General features: G+C 39.3%; 14 protein-coding genes and 1 pseudogene. 9 read left to right on the forward strand and 6 right to left on the reverse strand.

Annotated elements, in window-relative coordinates; genetic code table 11:
- The 4 genes from AB1488_07880 to AB1488_07895 all read left to right on the forward strand — a co-directional run.
- The coding region (locus AB1488_07880; GenBank protein ID MEW6410016.1) for an ABC transporter ATP-binding protein at positions 1-834 on the forward strand (834 nt) is incomplete at its 5' end.
- On the forward strand, positions 809-2,689 hold the full coding sequence (treZ, locus tag AB1488_07885) for a malto-oligosyltrehalose trehalohydrolase (protein MEW6410017.1): 1,881 nt from the start codon (positions 809-811) through the stop codon (positions 2,687-2,689). The genes AB1488_07880 and treZ, both read left to right, overlap by 26 nt.
- A gap of 3 nt (positions 2,690-2,692) precedes the next feature.
- Positions 2,693-5,134 (forward strand): DUF3536 domain-containing protein, encoded by a 2,442-nt coding sequence (locus tag AB1488_07890; GenBank protein MEW6410018.1) that lies wholly within the window; start codon positions 2,693-2,695, stop codon positions 5,132-5,134.
- Positions 5,135-5,148: 14 nt separating this feature from the next.
- On the forward strand, positions 5,149-8,187 hold the full coding sequence (locus AB1488_07895; GenBank protein MEW6410019.1) for a malto-oligosyltrehalose synthase: 3,039 nt from the start codon (positions 5,149-5,151) through the stop codon (positions 8,185-8,187).
- A 31-nt stretch (positions 8,188-8,218) separates the two neighbouring features.
- Here the strand turns inward: AB1488_07895 and AB1488_07900 are convergent, their stop codons facing one another.
- Entirely contained in the window at positions 8,219-10,900 is a 2,682-nt protein-coding gene (locus tag AB1488_07900; GenBank protein MEW6410020.1) for a UPF0182 family protein, read from the reverse strand.
- Between the two features lie 151 nt (positions 10,901-11,051).
- Between AB1488_07900 and AB1488_07905 the strand changes: the two genes are divergently transcribed.
- Both AB1488_07905 and AB1488_07910 read left to right on the forward strand, forming a co-directional pair.
- Positions 11,052-12,311: a glycosyltransferase gene (locus AB1488_07905; GenBank protein MEW6410021.1), complete on the forward strand. Its 1,260-nt coding sequence runs from the start codon at positions 11,052-11,054 to the stop codon at positions 12,309-12,311.
- Between the two features lie 13 nt (positions 12,312-12,324).
- Complete coding sequence (locus AB1488_07910; GenBank protein ID MEW6410022.1) at positions 12,325-13,023, forward strand: hypothetical protein; 699 nt, start codon at positions 12,325-12,327, stop codon at positions 13,021-13,023.
- A gap of 54 nt (positions 13,024-13,077) precedes the next feature.
- Here the strand turns inward: AB1488_07910 and AB1488_07915 are convergent, their stop codons facing one another.
- The 5 genes and pseudogenes from AB1488_07915 to AB1488_07935 form a co-directional block, all read right to left on the reverse strand.
- Positions 13,078-13,911: an HAD-IIB family hydrolase gene (locus AB1488_07915; GenBank protein ID MEW6410023.1), complete on the reverse strand. Its 834-nt coding sequence runs from the start codon at positions 13,909-13,911 to the stop codon at positions 13,078-13,080.
- Positions 13,912-13,913: 2 nt separating this feature from the next.
- Positions 13,914-15,281, reverse strand: a complete 1,368-nt coding sequence (locus AB1488_07920) for a glycerate kinase (protein ID MEW6410024.1) — start codon at positions 15,279-15,281, stop codon at positions 13,914-13,916.
- Complete coding sequence (locus AB1488_07925; GenBank protein ID MEW6410025.1) at positions 15,278-16,450, reverse strand: cation:proton antiporter; 1,173 nt, start codon at positions 16,448-16,450, stop codon at positions 15,278-15,280. Before AB1488_07925 ends, AB1488_07920 begins: the two co-directional genes overlap by 4 nt.
- A gap of 7 nt (positions 16,451-16,457) precedes the next feature.
- Positions 16,458-16,931: a cation:proton antiporter regulatory subunit gene (locus AB1488_07930; GenBank protein MEW6410026.1), complete on the reverse strand. Its 474-nt coding sequence runs from the start codon at positions 16,929-16,931 to the stop codon at positions 16,458-16,460.
- 86 nt (positions 16,932-17,017) lie between these two features.
- Positions 17,018-17,335, reverse strand: a pseudogene (locus AB1488_07935) (tyrosine-type recombinase/integrase).
- Positions 17,336-17,549: 214 nt separating this feature from the next.
- Here AB1488_07935 and AB1488_07940 point away from each other — a divergent pair.
- The 3 genes from AB1488_07940 (at position 17,550) to AB1488_07950 (ending at position 19,475) form a co-directional block, all read left to right on the forward strand.
- Positions 17,550-18,497 (forward strand): hypothetical protein, encoded by a 948-nt coding sequence (locus AB1488_07940; GenBank protein ID MEW6410027.1) that lies wholly within the window; start codon positions 17,550-17,552, stop codon positions 18,495-18,497.
- Between the two features lie 382 nt (positions 18,498-18,879).
- Complete coding sequence (locus tag AB1488_07945; GenBank protein ID MEW6410028.1) at positions 18,880-19,161, forward strand: type II toxin-antitoxin system RelE/ParE family toxin; 282 nt, start codon at positions 18,880-18,882, stop codon at positions 19,159-19,161.
- An 11-nt stretch (positions 19,162-19,172) separates the two neighbouring features.
- On the forward strand, positions 19,173-19,475 hold the full coding sequence (locus tag AB1488_07950) for a HigA family addiction module antitoxin (protein ID MEW6410029.1): 303 nt from the start codon (positions 19,173-19,175) through the stop codon (positions 19,473-19,475).
- Positions 19,476-19,621: the final 146 nt, after the last annotated feature.

The raw sequence follows: 19,621 nt of genomic DNA on the forward strand, positions 1-19,621 counted from the left end.
ATGGTCTTTCAGAGCTATGCACTTTATCCCCACATGTCTATCCATGAAAACATAGCCTTTCCATTGAAGATGAAGAAGGCAGAAAAAGAATTTATTGAAAATGAAGTTAAACGGGTTGCAGCTCTTCTTGGTCTTGAAGATATGATTCATAGGAAACCAAAAGAACTCTCCGGCGGCCAGAGGCAGAGGGTTGCTCTTGGAAGGGCTATAATCAGGAAGCCAAAGGTTTTTTTGATGGATGAACCCCTTTCTAACCTTGATGCAAGATTAAGGATTGAGATGAGGGCAGAGTTAAAGAGGCTTCATCAGGAATTGAAGATATCCACTGTCTATGTGACCCATGATCAGGCAGAGGCTATGAGCCTTTCAGATAGAATAGCAGTGCTCCATCAAGGCGAGATACAGCAGTGCGGAACACCTATTGAGGTATATTTAAAACCTGCAAATACCTTTGTTGCAGGCTTCATAGGAAGCCCTCCAATGAACTTTATTCCAGCTTCCGTACATAAACAACATCCTTTAGAGATAAACTGTAATAGAATAATTTTATCACCTTTATTAAAAAGTCCGCCTCAAAGCACCAATTTAATTATAGGGATAAGACCAGAGGATATAGTTATATCTGCTGAAAAGTTAAAGGAACGCATAGAAGTTACTATCTCAATAATAGAATCTGCAGGCTCATTCAACTGGGTTGATGTAATATGGAATGATGTAAAGATTAAAGGGACTTCAAAACTAGGCGAATACTTAAAGGTGAGAGGTAAAGCATTTATGGGGTTTCCACTGGATAAGGTTATTGTATTTGATGCAGAGTCAGGTAGAAGGCTTTAATATTACGGAAAACAGAATGAATATCGGTGCTAATTATCTTGGAAATGGAAGATGTGAGTTTGTTGTCTGGGCACCTCTACTAAAGGATGTGGCGGTAAAAGTCATGTCACTAACTGAACGCATGATGCCTATGGAGAAGGATAGCAGAGGATACTGGGAGATCGTAGTTGATGGTGTTTTTCCTGGAACATTTTATCTTTATAGACTCGAAGATGAAATGGAAAGAACCGACCCTGCATCGCGATGCCAGCCAGAAGGCCTACATGGTCCTTCACAGATTATAGACCCTAATGAATTTCAATGGACTGATGATGACTGGAAAGGGATCCCTTTAAATGACTTCATAATATATGAACTGCATGTCGGCACATTTACAAAAGAGGGAACATTTGAGGCAATCATTCCATACCTTGATTATTTAAAAAAACTCGGCATAACCGCCATTGAGCTTATGCCTGTGGCTCAATTCCCAGGCACCAGAAACTGGGGATATGATGGCGTTCATCTATTTGCACCCCAAAACTCCTATGGAGGCCAATCTGGACTAAAGACACTGGTTAATGCATCTCACAAAAAGGGACTGGCTGTTATTCTGGATGTTGTCTATAACCACCTTGGCCCTGAAGGGAATTACTTAGGTAAGTTTGGACCATATTTTACTAACAGATATAAGACACCATGGGGAGATGCTATTAATTTCGATGGACATTACAGTGATGAGGTAAGGTGGTTTTTTATAGAAAACGCTCTTTACTGGATAACCGAATATCATATTGATACTCTCAGGATTGATGCCATACACGGAATCTTTGATTTCAGTGCCAAACACTTTTTGCAAGAATTGGGTGAAGCTGTACGCAAACAGGCAGAAGTACTGGTTAGGAATATTTATGTTATTGCTGAAAGTGACCTCAATGATGTAAGGGTTATAAATCCAATAGAAACTGGTGGGTATGGCATTGATGCACAATGGAATGATGATTTTCACCATTCTCTTCATACTCTAATTACAGGAGAGAATAATGGCTATTATGAAGACTTTGGAAAGATATGGCATTTAGAGAAGGCATACAGAGAGGGTTTTGTTTATTCAGGAGAGTATTCCAGATTCAGAAAACGTGGACATGGCAGTTCCTCAAAAGATAGGCCTGCACATCAGTTTATCGTCTTTTCTCAGAACCATGATCAGGTTGGAAATAGAGCGATGGGTGACAGATTAAGCCAGATTCAATCCTTAGAAAAACTCAAACTTGCTGCTGGTGTTGTGATTCTCTCTCCATACATACCTCTTTTGTTTATGGGTGAAGAATACGGTGAAACAGCACCTTTTCAGTATTTTGTAAACCATTCTGATGAGGTTCTTATAGAAGCTGTGAGAAAGGGCAGGAGAGAGGAGTTCTCATCATTTCAATGGCAGGGAGAGATTCCAGACCCACAGGATGAAAGCACTTTTTTAAATTCTAAGATTAATATCGAACTTCACAGGAAAGGCAGGCACAATATTCTGTTTAAGTTTTACAAAGAACTGATAAGATTAAGAAAGGAAGTCCCCGCCCTTTTTAATCTCAGCAAGGAGAATATGGAGGTAAAGGGATTTGAGGAGGAGAAGGTTTTATATGTCAGGAGATGCTTCAAAGATGACGAAATTTTTTGCCTTTTCAATTTCGGTGAAAAAAATACAAAAGTTAAATTGACGCTGCCCGAAGGCTTATGGGAAAGGATAATTGATTCCTCTTCGAAGGAATGGGGAGGGGACGGCGTATTGTCAGAGGAAAAAATAAAGTCTCGCGGTTCAGGGTTTATTGCAGGCATAAATCCTCACAGTTTTGTTTTATATCGAAAGGTTAAGGAGTAATTGGTGGAGCGTTATCTCTGTATTCATGGACATTTTTATCAGCCACCGAGAGAAAATCCGTGGCTTGAGGCAATCGAGATACAGGACTCAGCATATCCATATCATGACTGGAATGAGAGGATTACTGCTGAATGTTATGCCCCTAATACCGCTTCAAGAATTCTTGATAGGGATAGGCGTATACTTGATATAGTAAACAATTATGCCAGAATAAGCTTTAATTTTGGACCTACTGCCCTTTCATGGATGGAAACTTACTCTCCTGAAATCTATCAGGCTATACTTGAGGCAGACAGGCAGAGCATGGAGTGGCGCTCTGGTCATGGTAATGCAATTGCACAGGTGTACAACCACATAATAATGCCCCTTGCCAATAATCGAGATAAACGCACACAGGCGATATGGGGTGTAAAGGACTTTGAGTACAGGTTTAAGCGTTTTCCTGAAGGCTTATGGCTCTCAGAAACTGCAGTAGATATTGAAACTCTGGATATCCTTGCTGAGCAGGGCATAAGGTTTACAATACTCGCTCCCAGTCAGGCGCACAGGGTGAGGAAGATTGGAACAGGCAAGTGGAAAGATGTGGGTGGAGGACAGATCGATCCCACCCAGGCATATCTATGCAGACTACCATCAGGCAGTACGATAAATCTATTCTTTTATGACGGACCTATATCACAGGCAGTGGCGTTTGAGAAACTACTGGCCAGGGGTGAGGATTTTGCAAACCGCCTCATGGCTGGTTTCGACGACTCAAGGCAGTGGCAACAACTTATGCATATAGCTACAGATGGAGAAACATATGGACATCACCAGAAATTCGGCGATATGGCCCTCGCATATACCCTTAATTATGTAGAGTCTAATGGACTTGCAAGACTGACAAACTATGGTGAGTATGTCGAGAAGCATCCTCCAACCCATGAGGTACAGATATTCGAGAATTCTTCCTGGAGCTGTATTCATGGTATAGAACGGTGGAGAAACAATTGTGGATGTAATTCAGGTGGACATCCTGAATGGAATCAGGAATGGAGAGCACCCCTACGTGATGCATTGGATTGGCTCAGGGATCAACTATCATTCAGGTATGAGCATAAAGCAAAGGAATACCTGAAAGATCCGTGGAAGGCGCGGAATGGATATATTGATGTCATCTTCAACCGCTCAGAGGAGAATATCGAAAGATTCTTCGGAAGGCATGCATCAAGGAATCTAAATAAGGATGAAAAGATAATCATTCTCAAACTGCTGGAAATTCAGAGACATGCAATGCTGATGTATACAAGCTGTGGATGGTTTTTTGATGAACTTTCATGTCTTGAAACAGTGCAGGTCATTCAGTATGCAAGCAGGGCAATTCAACTGTCAGAAGAACTTTTTCATGACGGTCTTGAAAATGACTTTGTTGCAAGGCTTTCAAGGGCAAAAAGCAATTTGCCTGAACATAAAGATGGAGCACATGTATATGAAAAATTCGTTAAACCTGCCATGATAGATCTCAAGAAGGTTGGTGTGCATTATGCAGTCAGTTCACTCTTTGAAGACTACACTGAAAGGACTAAGATTTACTCTTATATGGTTGCAAGAGAAGATTATCAAAAGATACAGGCAGGCAGAATGAAACTCGCCATAGGACGGATTTCTGTCACCTCAGAGATAATATGGGAAACTGAACGAATAAGTTTCAGTGTGTTATACCTCGGCAATCATGATTTTAATGGAGGTGTCCGAACTTTTCTCGGAGATGATGCATACCAATCTATGAGAGATGAGATAAGCAAAGCATTTGAAAGCGGTGCCTTTGCAGACATTATAAGATTAATGGATAACCATTTCGGGATGCATAATTATTCTTTCAGAGACCTTTTCAGAGATGAACAGCGTAAGATCCTGAATATTATTATTAGAACAACCATGGAAGAGTTTAAAACATTGTATCGCCAGATGTATGACAACAACCGTATCCTAATGGGTTTTCTGCAGGAAACAGGCATTCCTATACCAAGGGCATTTCATACCGCTGCAGAGTTTACCCTTAACTTTGATTTAAAAAAGGCACTCGAAGAAGAGATGGATATTAAAAAGGTTCAGGGTATTATCAATGATATTAAAAAATGGAACGTATCAATTGACTTTATAGATACAGAATTCATAGTACGGCACAAGGTTGATGGGATAATGGGGAGGCTATATAAAAATCCATCAGATTTTACACTGCTTCGTGAGATAAGGAAGATGATAGATATACTGAATTCACTGCCATTTGAAATAAACTTCTGGCATATTCAGAACATTTATTACAAGATAGCAAAAACAACCTATAAAGAGTTTCTTTTGAAGGCGAGATTGAGTAATGAGTCTGCTGCCAAACGGATAGAAGCGTTCAAGAACTTAGGACAAAAGTTGTTTTTTAATATATTAGTAGTTTTACCAGAAGATTAAATGGAAATAATAACATGGAAAAGGAAAGCCTTTTAGTGCCAAGAATACCTGTTTCAACATACAGGCTGCAATTCAATTACCAATTTAGATTTTCAGATGCTAAAGAGATCATCCATTACCTGTATGAACTCGGCATTACCGATATCTATGCATCTCCATACTTTAAGGCAAAAGAGGGTAGCCTCCATGGGTATGATATTGTTGAACATAACAAACTGAATCCAGAGATTGGGACAGAAGGGGAAAACAACGAAATGGTAAATGAACTCCAGAAATATGGAATGGGGCAGATCCTCGACATTGTTCCAAACCATATGTGCATCGAAAGTAAAGAAAATATCTGGTGGATGGATGTCCTCGAAAATGGTCCGAGCTCTATTTATGCAAACTTTTTTGACATAAATTGGAAACCAGTCAAAAAAGAACTCAAGGACAAGACACTCCTCCCGATCTTAGGAGACCAATACGGAAAAATTCTTGAGAATCAGGAATTGAGATTGACCTTTGAAGAAGGGGCATTCTTTATAAATTATTACGACCACAGGTTTCCAGTAAGACCTGAGACTTATACCAGTATCTTACGATACAGCATAGATAATCTGGGAAAGTCTCTGTTTCATGAGAACCCTCACTTTCTGGAGCTTTTAAGCATTATTACTGCACTGGACCATTTACCTCCATATACGGAAAAGGACCCAGAAAAGATTGCCGAGAGATACCGTGAAAAAGAGATTATAAAGAAGCGCCTATGGAATCTCTATAGTAAGAGCCCAGAGATTAAGGTTTTTATTGATGAAAACGTACGAATATTTAATGGAGTCAAGGAAGAATCGAGGAGTTTTGATTTTCTTGATAAATTCCTCAGCGAACAGGTATACAGGCTATCTCACTGGCGTGTTGCTACAGAGGAGATAAATTACAGGAGATTTTTCGATATCAATGAACTTGCAGCAATACGAACGGAGGACCCCATTGTCTACAGGGAAACCCATAAGCTGATATTCAAGCTGATTAGAAAAGGAAAGGTCACAGGTCTGAGGGTTGATCATCCTGATGGCCTGTACAATCCGTCAGAATATTTTAAACGTTTGCAACGGGATTGTTTTGTCCAGACGCGACTCGGTCATCTGAAGAGACTAAAGAATGATATTCCATCTGGTCTTTATGAGAAATTAAAAGGCGAGGTTCCTTTACCCACCGAGCAATTGGATATAGGGTCAGAAATAATGAAACAATATGATGAAATGTTATTATTAGACCCACAGGTTAAGCCCTCTTACATCATCGGAGAGAAGATCTTGACCAAAGGCGAAAGGATGCCCGAAGACTGGCCTATCTTCAGCACAACGGGATATGTTTTTTTGAACTCATTAAATGGAATCTTTGTTGAAATAGCGAATGCAAAGGCATTTGATGAAATATATACCAGATTCGTCAGGTCAAAGATAAATTATCAAGATACTGTCTATGAGAAAAAGAAATTAATAATGCAGGTGGCAATGGCAAGCGAGATCAATACCTTGGGTCACTATCTAAATCGTATCTCAGAGAAGAACAGGCATACAAGGGACTTTACCTTAAACAGCCTTATAAGTGCCATAGTGGAGGTCATAGCCCTTTTCCCTGTATACAGGACATATATAAATCCATCAGGTGTAAGTGACGGAGATCGCCGGTATATAGAGATTGCTATATCAAAGGCAAAGAAAAAGAATCTTGCCATCAGTGAATCTATCTTCGATTTTCTTAAGTCCGTTCTATTACTTGAGTTCCCCGAGGATTTTAGCGATAGTGATAAAGAAGAATGGTTTGATTTTGTTATGAGATTCCAGCAGATTACAGGTCCGGTTATGGCAAAGGGAGTTGAGGATACTGCCTTTTATATTTACAACCGCCTTATTTCTCTTAATGAAGTAGGTGGAAGTCCTGATAGGTTTGGCACACCTCTTGAGACCTTTCATGGACAAAACATAGAGAGAATCAAGTTCTGGCCTCATGCACTCATTGCCACCTCCACCCATGATTCAAAGAGGAGTGAAGATGTGAGGGCAAGGATAAATATTCTTTCGGAGATCTTAGATGAGTGGAGAGGATGTCTTATGCGATGGAGCAGGCTTAATAAAAAGAAGAAGGTAAATGTTGATGGCCAAACCGTACCTGACCGCAATGAAGAGTATCTTTTATACCAAACCATCATTGGCACATGGCCTATTGGTCATATGGATGAAGCCGAATATGAAATCTTCAAAAAGAGAATAAAGGATTTTATGTTGAAGGCATCCAGAGAGGCTAAGATAAACACGAGCTGGATAAATCCGAATACGATTTACGAGGATGCCTTGATGTTTTTTATTGAAAGGATTATGAATCCCTCAGATGATAATCAATTCCTGAAGGATTTTTTGCCATTTCAGAAGAATATTTCGCACTATGGAACGTTCAACTCTCTTTCACAGACACTTCTTAAAATAACTTCACCAGGTGTTCCTGATTTTTATCGGGGGACTGAGCTATGGAACTTCAGTCTTGTTGACCCTGACAATCGCAGGCCTGTTGATTATGGAATAAGAATAAGTATGCTTGAAGAACTAAAAAAGCGTGAATCAGAAATTCCATTATCAGAGCTTGCCAGAGATTTAATCATCAATAAGAATAATGGATTGATAAAACTCTATTTGATATATAAGGCTCTTAATTACAGGAAGGCAAATAGGGAACTATTTGAAAGGGGAGAGTATTCGCCCATTGAGGTCATGGGAGAGAAAGCAAATAATGTCTGTGCCTTTGCAAGGAGGTTTGGAAATACAAGAGTAATAGTTGTTGTCCCAAGGTTTTTTACAAAACTCACCCCATTACCTGACAGCCTTCCATTAGGCAAAGAGATATGGAGAGATTCATTCATAGTAATACCACTTGGAGATGTTGGAGCAAGATACCACAATATCTTTACTGGAGAAATTGTGACAGCCGTGAATCATAAAGGAGCAATTGCATTATATCTCTCCGATGTCTTTGCAAATTTTCCTGTTGCCCTGATCGAAGGTATTGATTGATAAAAGGGAATTCAATCAAGAGGCAATATTTTTATTTTTTTACTATCCTTTTCAGTATCCGTTCAAGTCTTTTCAATTGTTCGCCGTATCCTGCCCAGTCTCCCTGCCTCAGGAGTTCAATTGCCCTTTCATATGCCTGCATAGCATCTTTAGCAAGCTCATCGATAGATGCCCTGACATCTTCTAACTTTTCTTTAGCTGGTAAAATTTTCCTGCCTCCGAATAACCGCTGGAGACCAAGTTCAAGGTTTTCCTCCATAACAACATCGTTTTCATATGCAACAATGACCCTCCTAAGTTCTGGAAGTCCTCCCCTGTCCTCCGCAGCTAGATAAAGAGGTTGAATATACAATAGAGAGCTTTCTATGGGAATAACAAGAAGGCTTCCCCTTATGACCTGTGAGCCACGCTGGCCCCAGAGGGTGAGTTGTTGGGATATATACGCATCCTGGTCAATACGGGCATCGATCTGTCTTGGCCCGAATACAAGTCTGTCTCTTGGAAAGGTATATACAATCAATTTACCATAATTTGGTTCATCACATCTTGCTGCAAGCCATGCTGCCAGATTGTCTCTCTTTGCAGGTGTGTATGGTAAAAGTAAAATATATTCTTCTTTCTTATCTTCTGGGAGTCTCATTATGGTGTAATATGGCTCCATGGACTTATTACCATAAACAGGAATCTCCCACAGGTCTTCTTTATTGTAAAAGACCTTTGGATCAGTCATATGATAAGTCGCAAACATCGATGCCTGCACGCGAAGAAGTCCTTGTGGATATCTTATATGTCTCCTTAAATCATCCGGCATTTTTGAGAAGGGTTTAAAAAGATGAGGGAAAATAGCACTATAGACCCTGACCATCACATCATCAGGGTCACTTATGTAGAAATCAACTGAGCCATTGTAAGCATCAACGGCGACCTTCACAGAATTCCTTATATAGTTGATATTTCTGTTTAATGGTTTTGAATAAAGAACCCTGTTAGATACGGTATAGGCATCTATAATCCAGAATAGCCTTCCATCTTCAGAAACAACTATATAAGGGTCTTTATCATATATTAGGAATGGGGCAATGAGGCTTACCCTTTCTATTATATTTCTGTTGTATAAAATCCTGCTTTCTTGAGTAATGTCAGAAGAAAGGACAATCTTAGCAGTATTAAATCTCACTGCAAATACTGCTCTCCTGACAAAAGATGATAAATCTATACCTCCTGTTCCTTTATAAGATGTATAGATATTACCTTCCGATGTTGGATAGCTGAACTCAGGAATCTTTGTCTTCACTATTACATAATCGCTTGAAAGCTCTCCAAAATAAATCTCGGGCTTTGTTATCTTTATGTCTGAAGAAGAAACAGGCGGTATGTCTTTGATAATGAATTCAGGAAGACCTTCTCTACTGATCCTGCTTACAGGTCCCATGGTAATGCCGTTACCGTGGGTAAATATCATTTTCTCATTAATCCAGGATTTGCTGGGAAGGTCATCGTAAGAGAGTTCTCTTGGGGACATCATAACCTGCATATATTCACTGTTAACCAAATACCTATCGTTATCAATACCTGTAAACTTATAGTATGTCCTTATCTGCTGGAGCTGACTGTATGTCTTCAAAAGTGGTGTGTCATCCCACAGTCTAATATTTTTGATGGTAGCATGGTTCTTCTTGATGTCTCTAACAGTCAGATTATATGAGACATTAAATGGTCTAACCTCTATCCTTTCAAGGTCATAACCAAATCTTGTAAATTTGATGTTGTGTTCTATAAATGGCTTCTCAAGGACAAGTTCATTAGGTGAGACCTTAAAACTCTGTAGCATTGATGGATAAACAATAAGACCCACAACATAAGCGATGGCAATAAACCCTACCGGGAAAAGTGCTATTTTCCATGACTTCATAAAAAGCCCTGTGATAAAAATAATGCCTGTTATGAATGTCAGGATTATCAGTATGTTTAGTGCAGGGAGTCTGGCATAGATATCGGTATATCCAGCCCCAAATATCACGCCATGTTCCGAAAGCAACAGTTTAAACTTATCGAGATAAAAACCAAAAGATATGTTAACAATAAAAAAACCTGTAAGAATCCCGGTGTGTCTTTTTACCCTTCCATCAATGGATATGTTGTTCCCCTTGACAGCAATACCACCCCTGAGAAAATAATTGATGGATATAATAAGGAGAGTCGCCATAAGGGTAAGGCCTAAAAAACTTTTTATAAATTCAAGTAGAGGAAGTTCAAACATATAAAAGCTGATATCCCTGCCAAAGATAGGATCATTCATGCCTATACTCATGCTGTTTTGAAATATCAATACCTCTCTCCACATCAAACTACCCCAGAAGCCAACAAAAAGCCCTGCTATTATTCCTGCCACTACAGTCAATGGCTTAATCACCCTGTTTAGTCCCTCTGTTCTCAAGGAAATTTTGGTTTGTTCTATGTAAAATAAATCTATGTATGGAAAATTTATTTTGTTTGCAACAATTACATTAATTAATATAAAGGCGAGAGAAAATACTCCGAATGATAAACCTACCAGAATCTTAGTTGAAAGCATCTTTACAAAAACATCTGGATGTTTGATTTCATTAAAGAAGAGCCATTTCGTATATAAATTGATTATTGTTGCACTTGAAAGTATGATAAAAAAGATTAAAATGGCAGAAATAAAAATAAATATCCTCTTTCCTCTCATTGTTTAACCCCCTGATTTTAAATTATAGGAACTGACAATATTATAGGCTTGTAACTATTATAAACATTCGTCACAAAAATAACAAACATTATCGAAATAGCGAAAACTTTACATTTTTCTGGAGAAACTTTATAATAGTAAATAACAAATAATGGAAGACATTATTCTTGAGGGAGAGATTCAAGGGAGGCTTAGTGAGCTAAATGAAACTGATATCGTTGTCGGCATTCCAAGTTATAATAATGCTCGAACAATAGGTCATGTTGTTAAGGCTGTTCAGGCAGGACTTGCTAAGTATTTCCATGATAAAAAGGCTGTCCTTGTTAATTCGGATGGAGGTTCAACCGATGAGACTATGGAGGTTGTCAATAACTCAACTATTGAAGATTTTCAGTCAATCCTTATCTCACACCGAAAAGATTCCCTCTTTAAGATAACCACACCATATCATGGAATCCCAGGAAAGGGAAGCGCCTTCAGAACTATCTTTCAAATAGCACATACACTTAATGCAAAGGCATGTGCTGTGGTTGATTCTGATTTAAGGAGTATCACGCCTGAATGGATAGAACTGCTCCTCAGTCCTGTAATTAAAGGTGGCTTTGACTATGTCGCACCTTATTATCTCAGACACAAATACGATGGAACCATAACAAACAGTATAGTCTATCCATTCACGAGGGCACTCTACGGAAAAAGAATAAGGCAGCCAATAGGGGGAGATTTCGGTTTCTCTGGGAATCTCGCATCATTTTATCTTACAAAAGATGTCTGGGATACAGATGTAGCAAGGTATGGAATTGATATCTGGATGACTACAACAGCCATAGCAAACAACTTTAATGTATGCCAGTCCTTTCTTGGCGCAAAGATTCATGACCCGAAGGAGCCAAGTGCTGATTTAAGCACAATGCTCCATCAGGTAGTTGGGCCACTTTTTGAATTGATGGAAACATACCATGATGTATGGAAGGATGTAAACGGCTCTACAACTGTACCTATCTTTGGGTTTCAATATGTAGTAGGGCTTGAGCCTGTTCAAGTTAATCTCGATGCAATGATAGAGAAATTCCGTCTCAGCATCAAAGAACTCAGTCAGATATGGAAGTTGTTTCTATCTGATGAAGTAGTAAATTTCCTTGATAATGCAAAGTATTTCTCAAAGGATAATTTCTTTATACCGGACGAGATATGGGTAAGGATCATATACGATTTCTCAATAGCAACGCATCTAAAGACTCTGCACAAGGAACATGTACTCAAATCGCTTACTCCACTTTATCTCGGTAAGATCGCCTCTTTTATTATAGAGACATGGGACAGTGATGCAACGGAAGTAGAGAAAATGATTGAACGGTTATGTATTTCTTATGAAGCATTAAAACCTTACCTTATTGAGAGGTGGAAATAAGGAGGAATATATCATGGAGCGTTTTTTAGATAAAATCTTTGTTGAATCATTGAGTAGCTTAATTGAAAGGGTAATCCGCTTTCTTCCGAATCTGATAACGTCTATTATTATCCTCTTACTTGGATTTTTGATTGGCTGGATATTAAAAAATCTGGTCACAAGATTTCTGAGGATAATAAACATCGACAGGTTATGTGATAGATACGGCGTGAGCCAGACCTTGCAGAAAGGAGGGATAAAAGACACCCCATCAAAATTTACGGGGAGATTTGTATACTGGGTTATACTCCTGATATTTATGGTAATGTCTATCAATGCTCTGAACATCCCTGCCATAGAACATTTACTATCAAGGTTTTTTCTCTACCTCCCGAGTATCTTTGTTGCTGGTGCTATAATTATATTCGGATATCTTCTCAGCAACTTTCTGGGTCGTGCTGCATTGATAGCATCAGTGAATGCAGGTATAAAGATATCAGGTTTGATCGGGAGACTTGTTAAGTTAACAGTATTTCTACTGTCAATTACAATGGCACTTGAACAACTCGGCATAGGAAGGGGAACCATCATTTCAACCTTTATTATAGTTTTTGGTGGAATAGTCCTTGCCCTTGCAATTGCCTTTGGATTAGGTGGAAAAGATATTGCTAAAGAATATCTCGAAAAGAAGATAAAGGGAGAGGAAGAGAGGGATGAAATTCAACATCTTTAGAAACATTATTTGTGCTGATTTGTTAACGATTATCACTTAAAACTATGGATGGGTTTAAAAGTCATTTATTAACTTTATAACCGCTTTATTCCATCCCTCAGGACCTATGCCATCGGCTTTAATGAGGTTTGGCATATTCATCCTTGAATCATAATTTCCATCGTGCTTCTTGACAATAACAGGATAATTAACCTTCTCAAGCATAGGTATATCGTTAGGGCTGTCGCCAATTGCAATGGCTGTAATTTCTCCAAATTCTTTTTTATACATCTCTTTTAAAATCTCAACTGACTTACCCTTGTCGCTATCTCCAAGTATATGAAAAAATCTCCCCTGAGTGTAATTAAAACCTTTTGATCTAATGGCATCAAAAAGTCTCTGGGTTTCTGCATCATCGCCTTCAAAAATAAATGGTTCATCAAAGTCCCGCTCCTTTGCCATCTTTGCCTCATCAATGCTCATCCCTGCAGTTTCTGCAACCTCTTTAATGCTCATATCCCCAAAGCCTTTAATATCAAAGCCTTCTCTACGCAATGCTTCAATTGTCATTCTCAAATCATAATATTGTGCACCAAGTCTGATTATGATATAGTTTTTTTCTTCTTCAATTTTGAATTTTGAATTTTGAATTTTGAATTTAAAATAGTTTTTCGGTATAAATATTCCTCCACCATTCTCTGAAATAAATGGGTGATAATTATCGAGTTTCTTCCTGTAATATTCTATTTCTGTCTTTGTTTTACTTGAACAGATAACAAGTGGAATGTTTTTTTCTTTGAGCACCTTAAGGGCAGGCAAGGCCGCATCAAATGAGTATGTGGAATAATCTAACAGTGTTCCATCAAGGTCTGTAAAGATGACGAAGTTTTTTGTTGACTCTTGACTCACGACTATTGACTCTCGACTACTATTATTATCTGCATATCCATTACATTTGTTCCTGTCGGTCCCGTGACAAAGAGACCATTTATTTTCTTGAAGAAATTATAAGAATCATTGTTTCTCAAATATTCTTCAGGATTAATGACAATGGCTTTTGCCTTTGCAACAGTATTTCCATCCACTATGGCCCCTGCTGCATCGGTTGTGCCATCTGTACCATCTGTGCCTGCCGAAAGAAGAGTAATTCCACTAACACCCTCAATTTCCATTGCAAAAGCAAGAGCGAGTTCCATGTTCCTTCCACCAAGACCATTCCCTTTTACAGTAACCGTTGTCTCACCACCACTAATCAAACAACTTGAACCCCTGAACCCTTGAACTCTTGAACCCTTTAACACTAAAGCCCTCTGTGCAAGCCATCTTCCAACATCCCTTGCCTCACCTGAAATTTCTTTTGAAATAATCTCTGCATTAAGGCCGAGTGTCTCTGCCCTTGTCTTTGCAGCCCCCAATGCTTTTTCGTTACTTCCTATGATTATGTTTTCGACTTTTTCAAAGATTATATCCCCTTCTTTTGGTGTTTCAGGAATTAGACCTTTTGTACCCTCATAAAGGACTTTTAACACAGTCTGAGGACTTCTGTCTATCAATCCGTATTTTTTTAAAACCCCTAATGCATCCTGATATGTTGTTTTATCAGGAGATGTAGTGCCTGATGCGATGACATCGAGTCTATCACCGACAACATCTGAAAGGATTAAAGAGATTATAGTTGCAGGATAAGCAATCTCTGCAAGTCTTCCTCCTTTTACCCTTGAGATATGCTTTCTGACTGTATTAAGCTCATTGATGTTTGCTCCTGCCATAAGCAGCATATTAGTGATCTTTTGCTTTTCAACAAGACTTATCCAATCATACGGAGAAACAAATAAGGCAGACCCCCCACCAGAAATAAGGCAGAGTACGAGGGTATTTTCGTCTGAATCCTTCAAAAGTTTTATTATCTCTTGGGTTGCTTTTAGTCCATTTTCGTCAGGTATAGGATGCCCGGCCTCAAATATCCTTATCCTTGCTCCTTGCCCCTTGCCCCTTGAATCCTGCTCTCTGTTGTATCCATATTTTGTTATAACAATTCCGTCAGTTATCCTTTCGCCAAGAACCGTCTCTACTGCAGATGCCATTCGTGCCGATGCTTTCCCTGCACCGATTACTATGATTCGCTTAAAATCCTTTAGGGGATAGTCCTTATCTCCTGCAGACAACATCTCTCTATCGAGAGATAGATGGCGCATAACTGCGTTATATGGGTCAACAGCATTAAGTGCATAATTGAATATATCCACGACTATCTTGCTCTGTCCCAGACGTTCCATCATCTCTTCGTCAACCTATCTGATATTCTTGGATACTCCTTCATTGCTATCGCACCAAATATTCCGGTAACGAGGACATAAAACGCTGTGATTGTGGGTATCTTGGAAATTATTTCATGGGAGAATAGCCCTGCTACAGCAGTGCTTGCAAGGATAATAGAAAACTCACCCCTTGCTATGAGTCCAATGCCAATTCCGAGAGACGCCCTTTTTGAAAGCCCCTGAATGCAACCTGTAATGAATCCACTTATGATTTTACTTACTATTGACACCACAACAAGTATAACACCGAGCCAGATTACTCCACCCATCCCATTATAGTCTATTGTCATCCCGAAGGAAAGAAAGAATATGGCAGCAAAAAGGTCTTTGAAAGGACTTAGTTTTTCCTCTACCCTTTCTCTATGGACTGTCTCAGATATTATCAGACCTGCCATAAACGCCCCTATAGCTTCTGAAAGCCCGAGTTTCATAGCCACGACTGATACAAACATAATTATACCGAAGATTAAAAGAAGGAAGAGTTCATCTGATCTTATGTTCAGGACACTGTTAAGATGCGGTATGAATCTATGAAATACCAGCAGAAATAAAACACCGAAACCTATAACCTTCAACAGCACTATCAATATCGAGAGTGCATCAACCCTCCCTGAAAGTGTTATACCTGAGAGTATCCCGAGAAAGAGTGCAATGAAAAGGTCTTCATATACAAGGATACTCAATATCGTCTCTGATTCAGGGTTTGCAGAGAGTCTGTTGTCTATTATTGTTTTTGTGATGATTGCAGAACTGCTGATATATACGATGCCTGCTAAATAAAGAGATGAAAGTGTATCCCATCCAATAATAATGCCGAACAGAAAACCTATCGGAAAATTGAGTGCAAGGTCTATACCTCCAGAAACAAAAGTAGTTTTCCATGTTCTAACTAATGTGGTGAAAGAAAACTCCATGCCGATGAAGAACAGAAGAAGTATCAGTCCAACGGTTGAGAGAATCCTAATAAGTTCTATACTCTTGATAAAGTGCTGTCCAAATATACCTATAAGGATGTAGGCAGGAATAACTGATTGTCTCAGTTTAGATGCAAATAGACCACCGATAAAAAGAACTATCAGGATAAATGCCATCTCTATGAGTGTGTTATACGATGTATCTGCCTCTGGCATGGTTGGATTATCCTGTAGAATTAAGATTCTTGAATTTATCTATCTGATCAGCCCTGCCGATTATAAGCAGAAGGTCACCTGAGTGTATTATCTCATCAGGGGCAGGGCTTGGGATTCCCGCCTCCTCTCTGATTATTGCTACAATCGAAACGCCTGTCTTCTTTCTGATTTCCATCTCTTTAATGCTTTTCCCGACCATAGAAGATGAAGGCTCAATCTTCACCCATTCAATGACAAGGTCTTTCATCACCACATCCATCGTCTCAACGATTCTCGTTTCACACCTGCCTGTCAATATTGCCCCTATCTGTCTTGCCTCTTCTTCGGTTAATTCAAACACCCTCGAGGGAGACTCCTCGCCTTTCATAAAATGGTAAACCTCTATCTTCCCTATGTTATGCCTGATAATAGTAACCTTTTCACCTGCACTGGTCGTAATCCAGCATTTCTTCCCTACACCTGGTAATTCTGCCTCATGCATATTCTTCCCTCCTAAAAAATAATTATACACGAATTATACTCTACACCATTACCTTCAGCAAGGGGGAAATTATAGCCGAAGACTCACTATCTATCCAGTGGGCTTCGCACGCCAAGAATGTTCTTTGACGCGACATGGGTATAGATCATAGTTGTCTGGAGATTTTTGTGTCCAAGCAGTTCCTGAATAGTTCTTATATCATAGCCGTTTTCAAGAAGGTGCGTGGCAAAACTGTGCCTCAGGGTATGAACGGATGCCTGTTTAGTAATTCCTGCTCTCACTGCGGCATCTTTGAACACCTTCTGGAGCGATGCCGGATGGAGATGGTGTCTTCTTACTATAAGGGTGCGGGGGTCGACAGAGAGAGATTTTGATGGAAAGAGCCAGAACCAGCCCCATTCCTTTCCTGGAAGATGAGTAAGGAAGTTCTGGATGTCTATGCCCTCAAGCCTCTGGGGGCTTTTTCTCCCAACGAATCCATGGAACTGACGAAGCCAGATGAGATATGACCTTTCAGTGCTGAGAGACCTGTGCCTGCCTTGACAAATGGCTAAGAATATGATAGGGTTTAGTAATTTTATACAATAAGATAAAAATAATGTTATATGGTGAAGATATATGACCATCCAAGAATATAAGTATGATGTTGCATTTTCTTTCCTTGCAGATGACGAGGAATTAGCAACTGAGATAAATAACTTGATTCAAGATAGATTAGCAACATTTATTTATTCTGAAAAGCAAAAAGAACTTGCTGGCACTGATGGTGAAGAAACATTTAACCGAGTATTTGGTTCTGAAGCACGTACTGTTTTTATACTTTATCGAAAAGGTTGGGGTGAAACTTCGTGGACATGCATTGAAGAAACAGCAATACGTAATCGAGCGTATGAGGAGAGATACGATTTTGTTTTGTTAGCCCCACTTGATAAGCCTCCTACCGTTCCTAAATGGCTTCCAAAGAATAGGATATGGATTGGTCTCGAACGATGGGGTATTGAGGGTGCGGCATCTGTAATCGAAGCAAGAGTTCAAGAAGCAGGTGGAACACCCAGAGAAGAAACGGTTAAGGATCGAGTAGATAGACTTAGCAGAGAAATTGAAGCTGAAAAAGAAAAGAAGGCTTTCATTGATTCTCCTGATGGGGTAAAAGTGGCAAATGAAGAGGTATCTCTTTTATTTTCTGAACTTGAGAAGGTGGTTTCTAGTACAGGTGATAAACTCAATATTGAAAGTGGAAGAAATGAGTGTGCAATATATGGAGACGGATTCAGCGTATATTTTAGATGGAGTTCATCATTTAGTAACACATTAGATAGTTCTGCGTTATATTTAAGTTTGTGGGAAGGGTCTGTATCTATAAGAAGTGGAAGACGTTGTTTCCCTTTTGAAGAACCCAAGAGACTGAAAGAGATGGAATTTCAATTTGATCTTTCAAAGTCAAGGAAGCCAACTTGGAAAGATACAAGAGGGACAAAGCAATCATATTCAACAGCGGATTTAGCAAAGTTATCATTGACAATGTTATTGAATACGATTCTTGAATCAAAGAGAAAGGAAAGATAAAGAACTATATAACCAGTCGCTGGACTTGAACAAGTGCCACAGGCGACTGTTTGGCTTTTAAAATAGCAAAATTGGGACAGCGACCCTTTTTATTGACATCCATTCCGATTAACCTGTATTATCCAACCATGCCGAGAATATCACGAGCCGTTGCGGTCGGGTATCCCCATCACATAACGCAGAGGGGCGATTATCGCCAGAGAGTCTTTAATATCTTCAATGGCTGAAACATTTGCTAAGCCTTTTAGAGGCTTTCTTGCAGTGTAAGCTGAAGCCAAGATATGAAGGCTTTGAGACATAGAAATAACCAATACATACTAAATAGGAGCAGTTTAAATATAATGCTTGCCGTTTAACGAATTACGTTATATAATGATATTAGGTGATAAAATCATTTAAAAACAAAGAGACAGAAAAGATATATTTGCGAGAGGGATCCAGTAAATTGCCGGGCGATATTCAACAAATTTCATTGAGGAAACTACGGATGATAAATAACGCTAAAAGCATCAATGACTTAAGAATACCGCCGGCTAACAGGCTGGAAAAACTAAAAGGCGACAGAGAAGGACAATATAGCATTAGAATCAATAATCAATGGCGTATCTGCTTCATATGGAAAGCAGGAGATGCATATGAAGTAGAAATAACAGACTATCATTAGAGAGGAGCGCTATGAAAAAGAAGCTACATCCTATACATCCGGGCGAAGTGCTTTGCGAAGAATTTCTCAAGCCAATGGGTATAAGTCAAAACAGGCTTGCACTTAATATTGGTGTTCCACCTCGGAGAATTAACGAGATTGTGCTGGGAAAGCGGGGAATTACAGCTGATACAGCCCTCAGGCTTGCAAAGTTTTTTGGAACATCCGCCGAATTCTGGCTCGGGCTACAATCTCAGTATGATTTGGATGTCACTGCTGAGGAACTTGGGAAGCGATTAGAGCAGGAAGTAAGAGAGTACGCAAATGCTGTATGAATAATATAAGCATCAGCTAACATCCATTGAGAGCGACCGTGTCAAGACAAAAAACATGTCTTTAGTCTTTTTTCTTTTAAGACCATAATTATATTCCTTAAAGACTCTTTGACACTTAGCATCTGACTCGTCTTTCTCAATAGCGA

This window comes from Nitrospirota bacterium, assembly GCA_040756155.1.
Taxonomy (GTDB): Bacteria; Nitrospirota; Thermodesulfovibrionia; order JACRGW01; family JBFLZU01; genus JBFLZU01.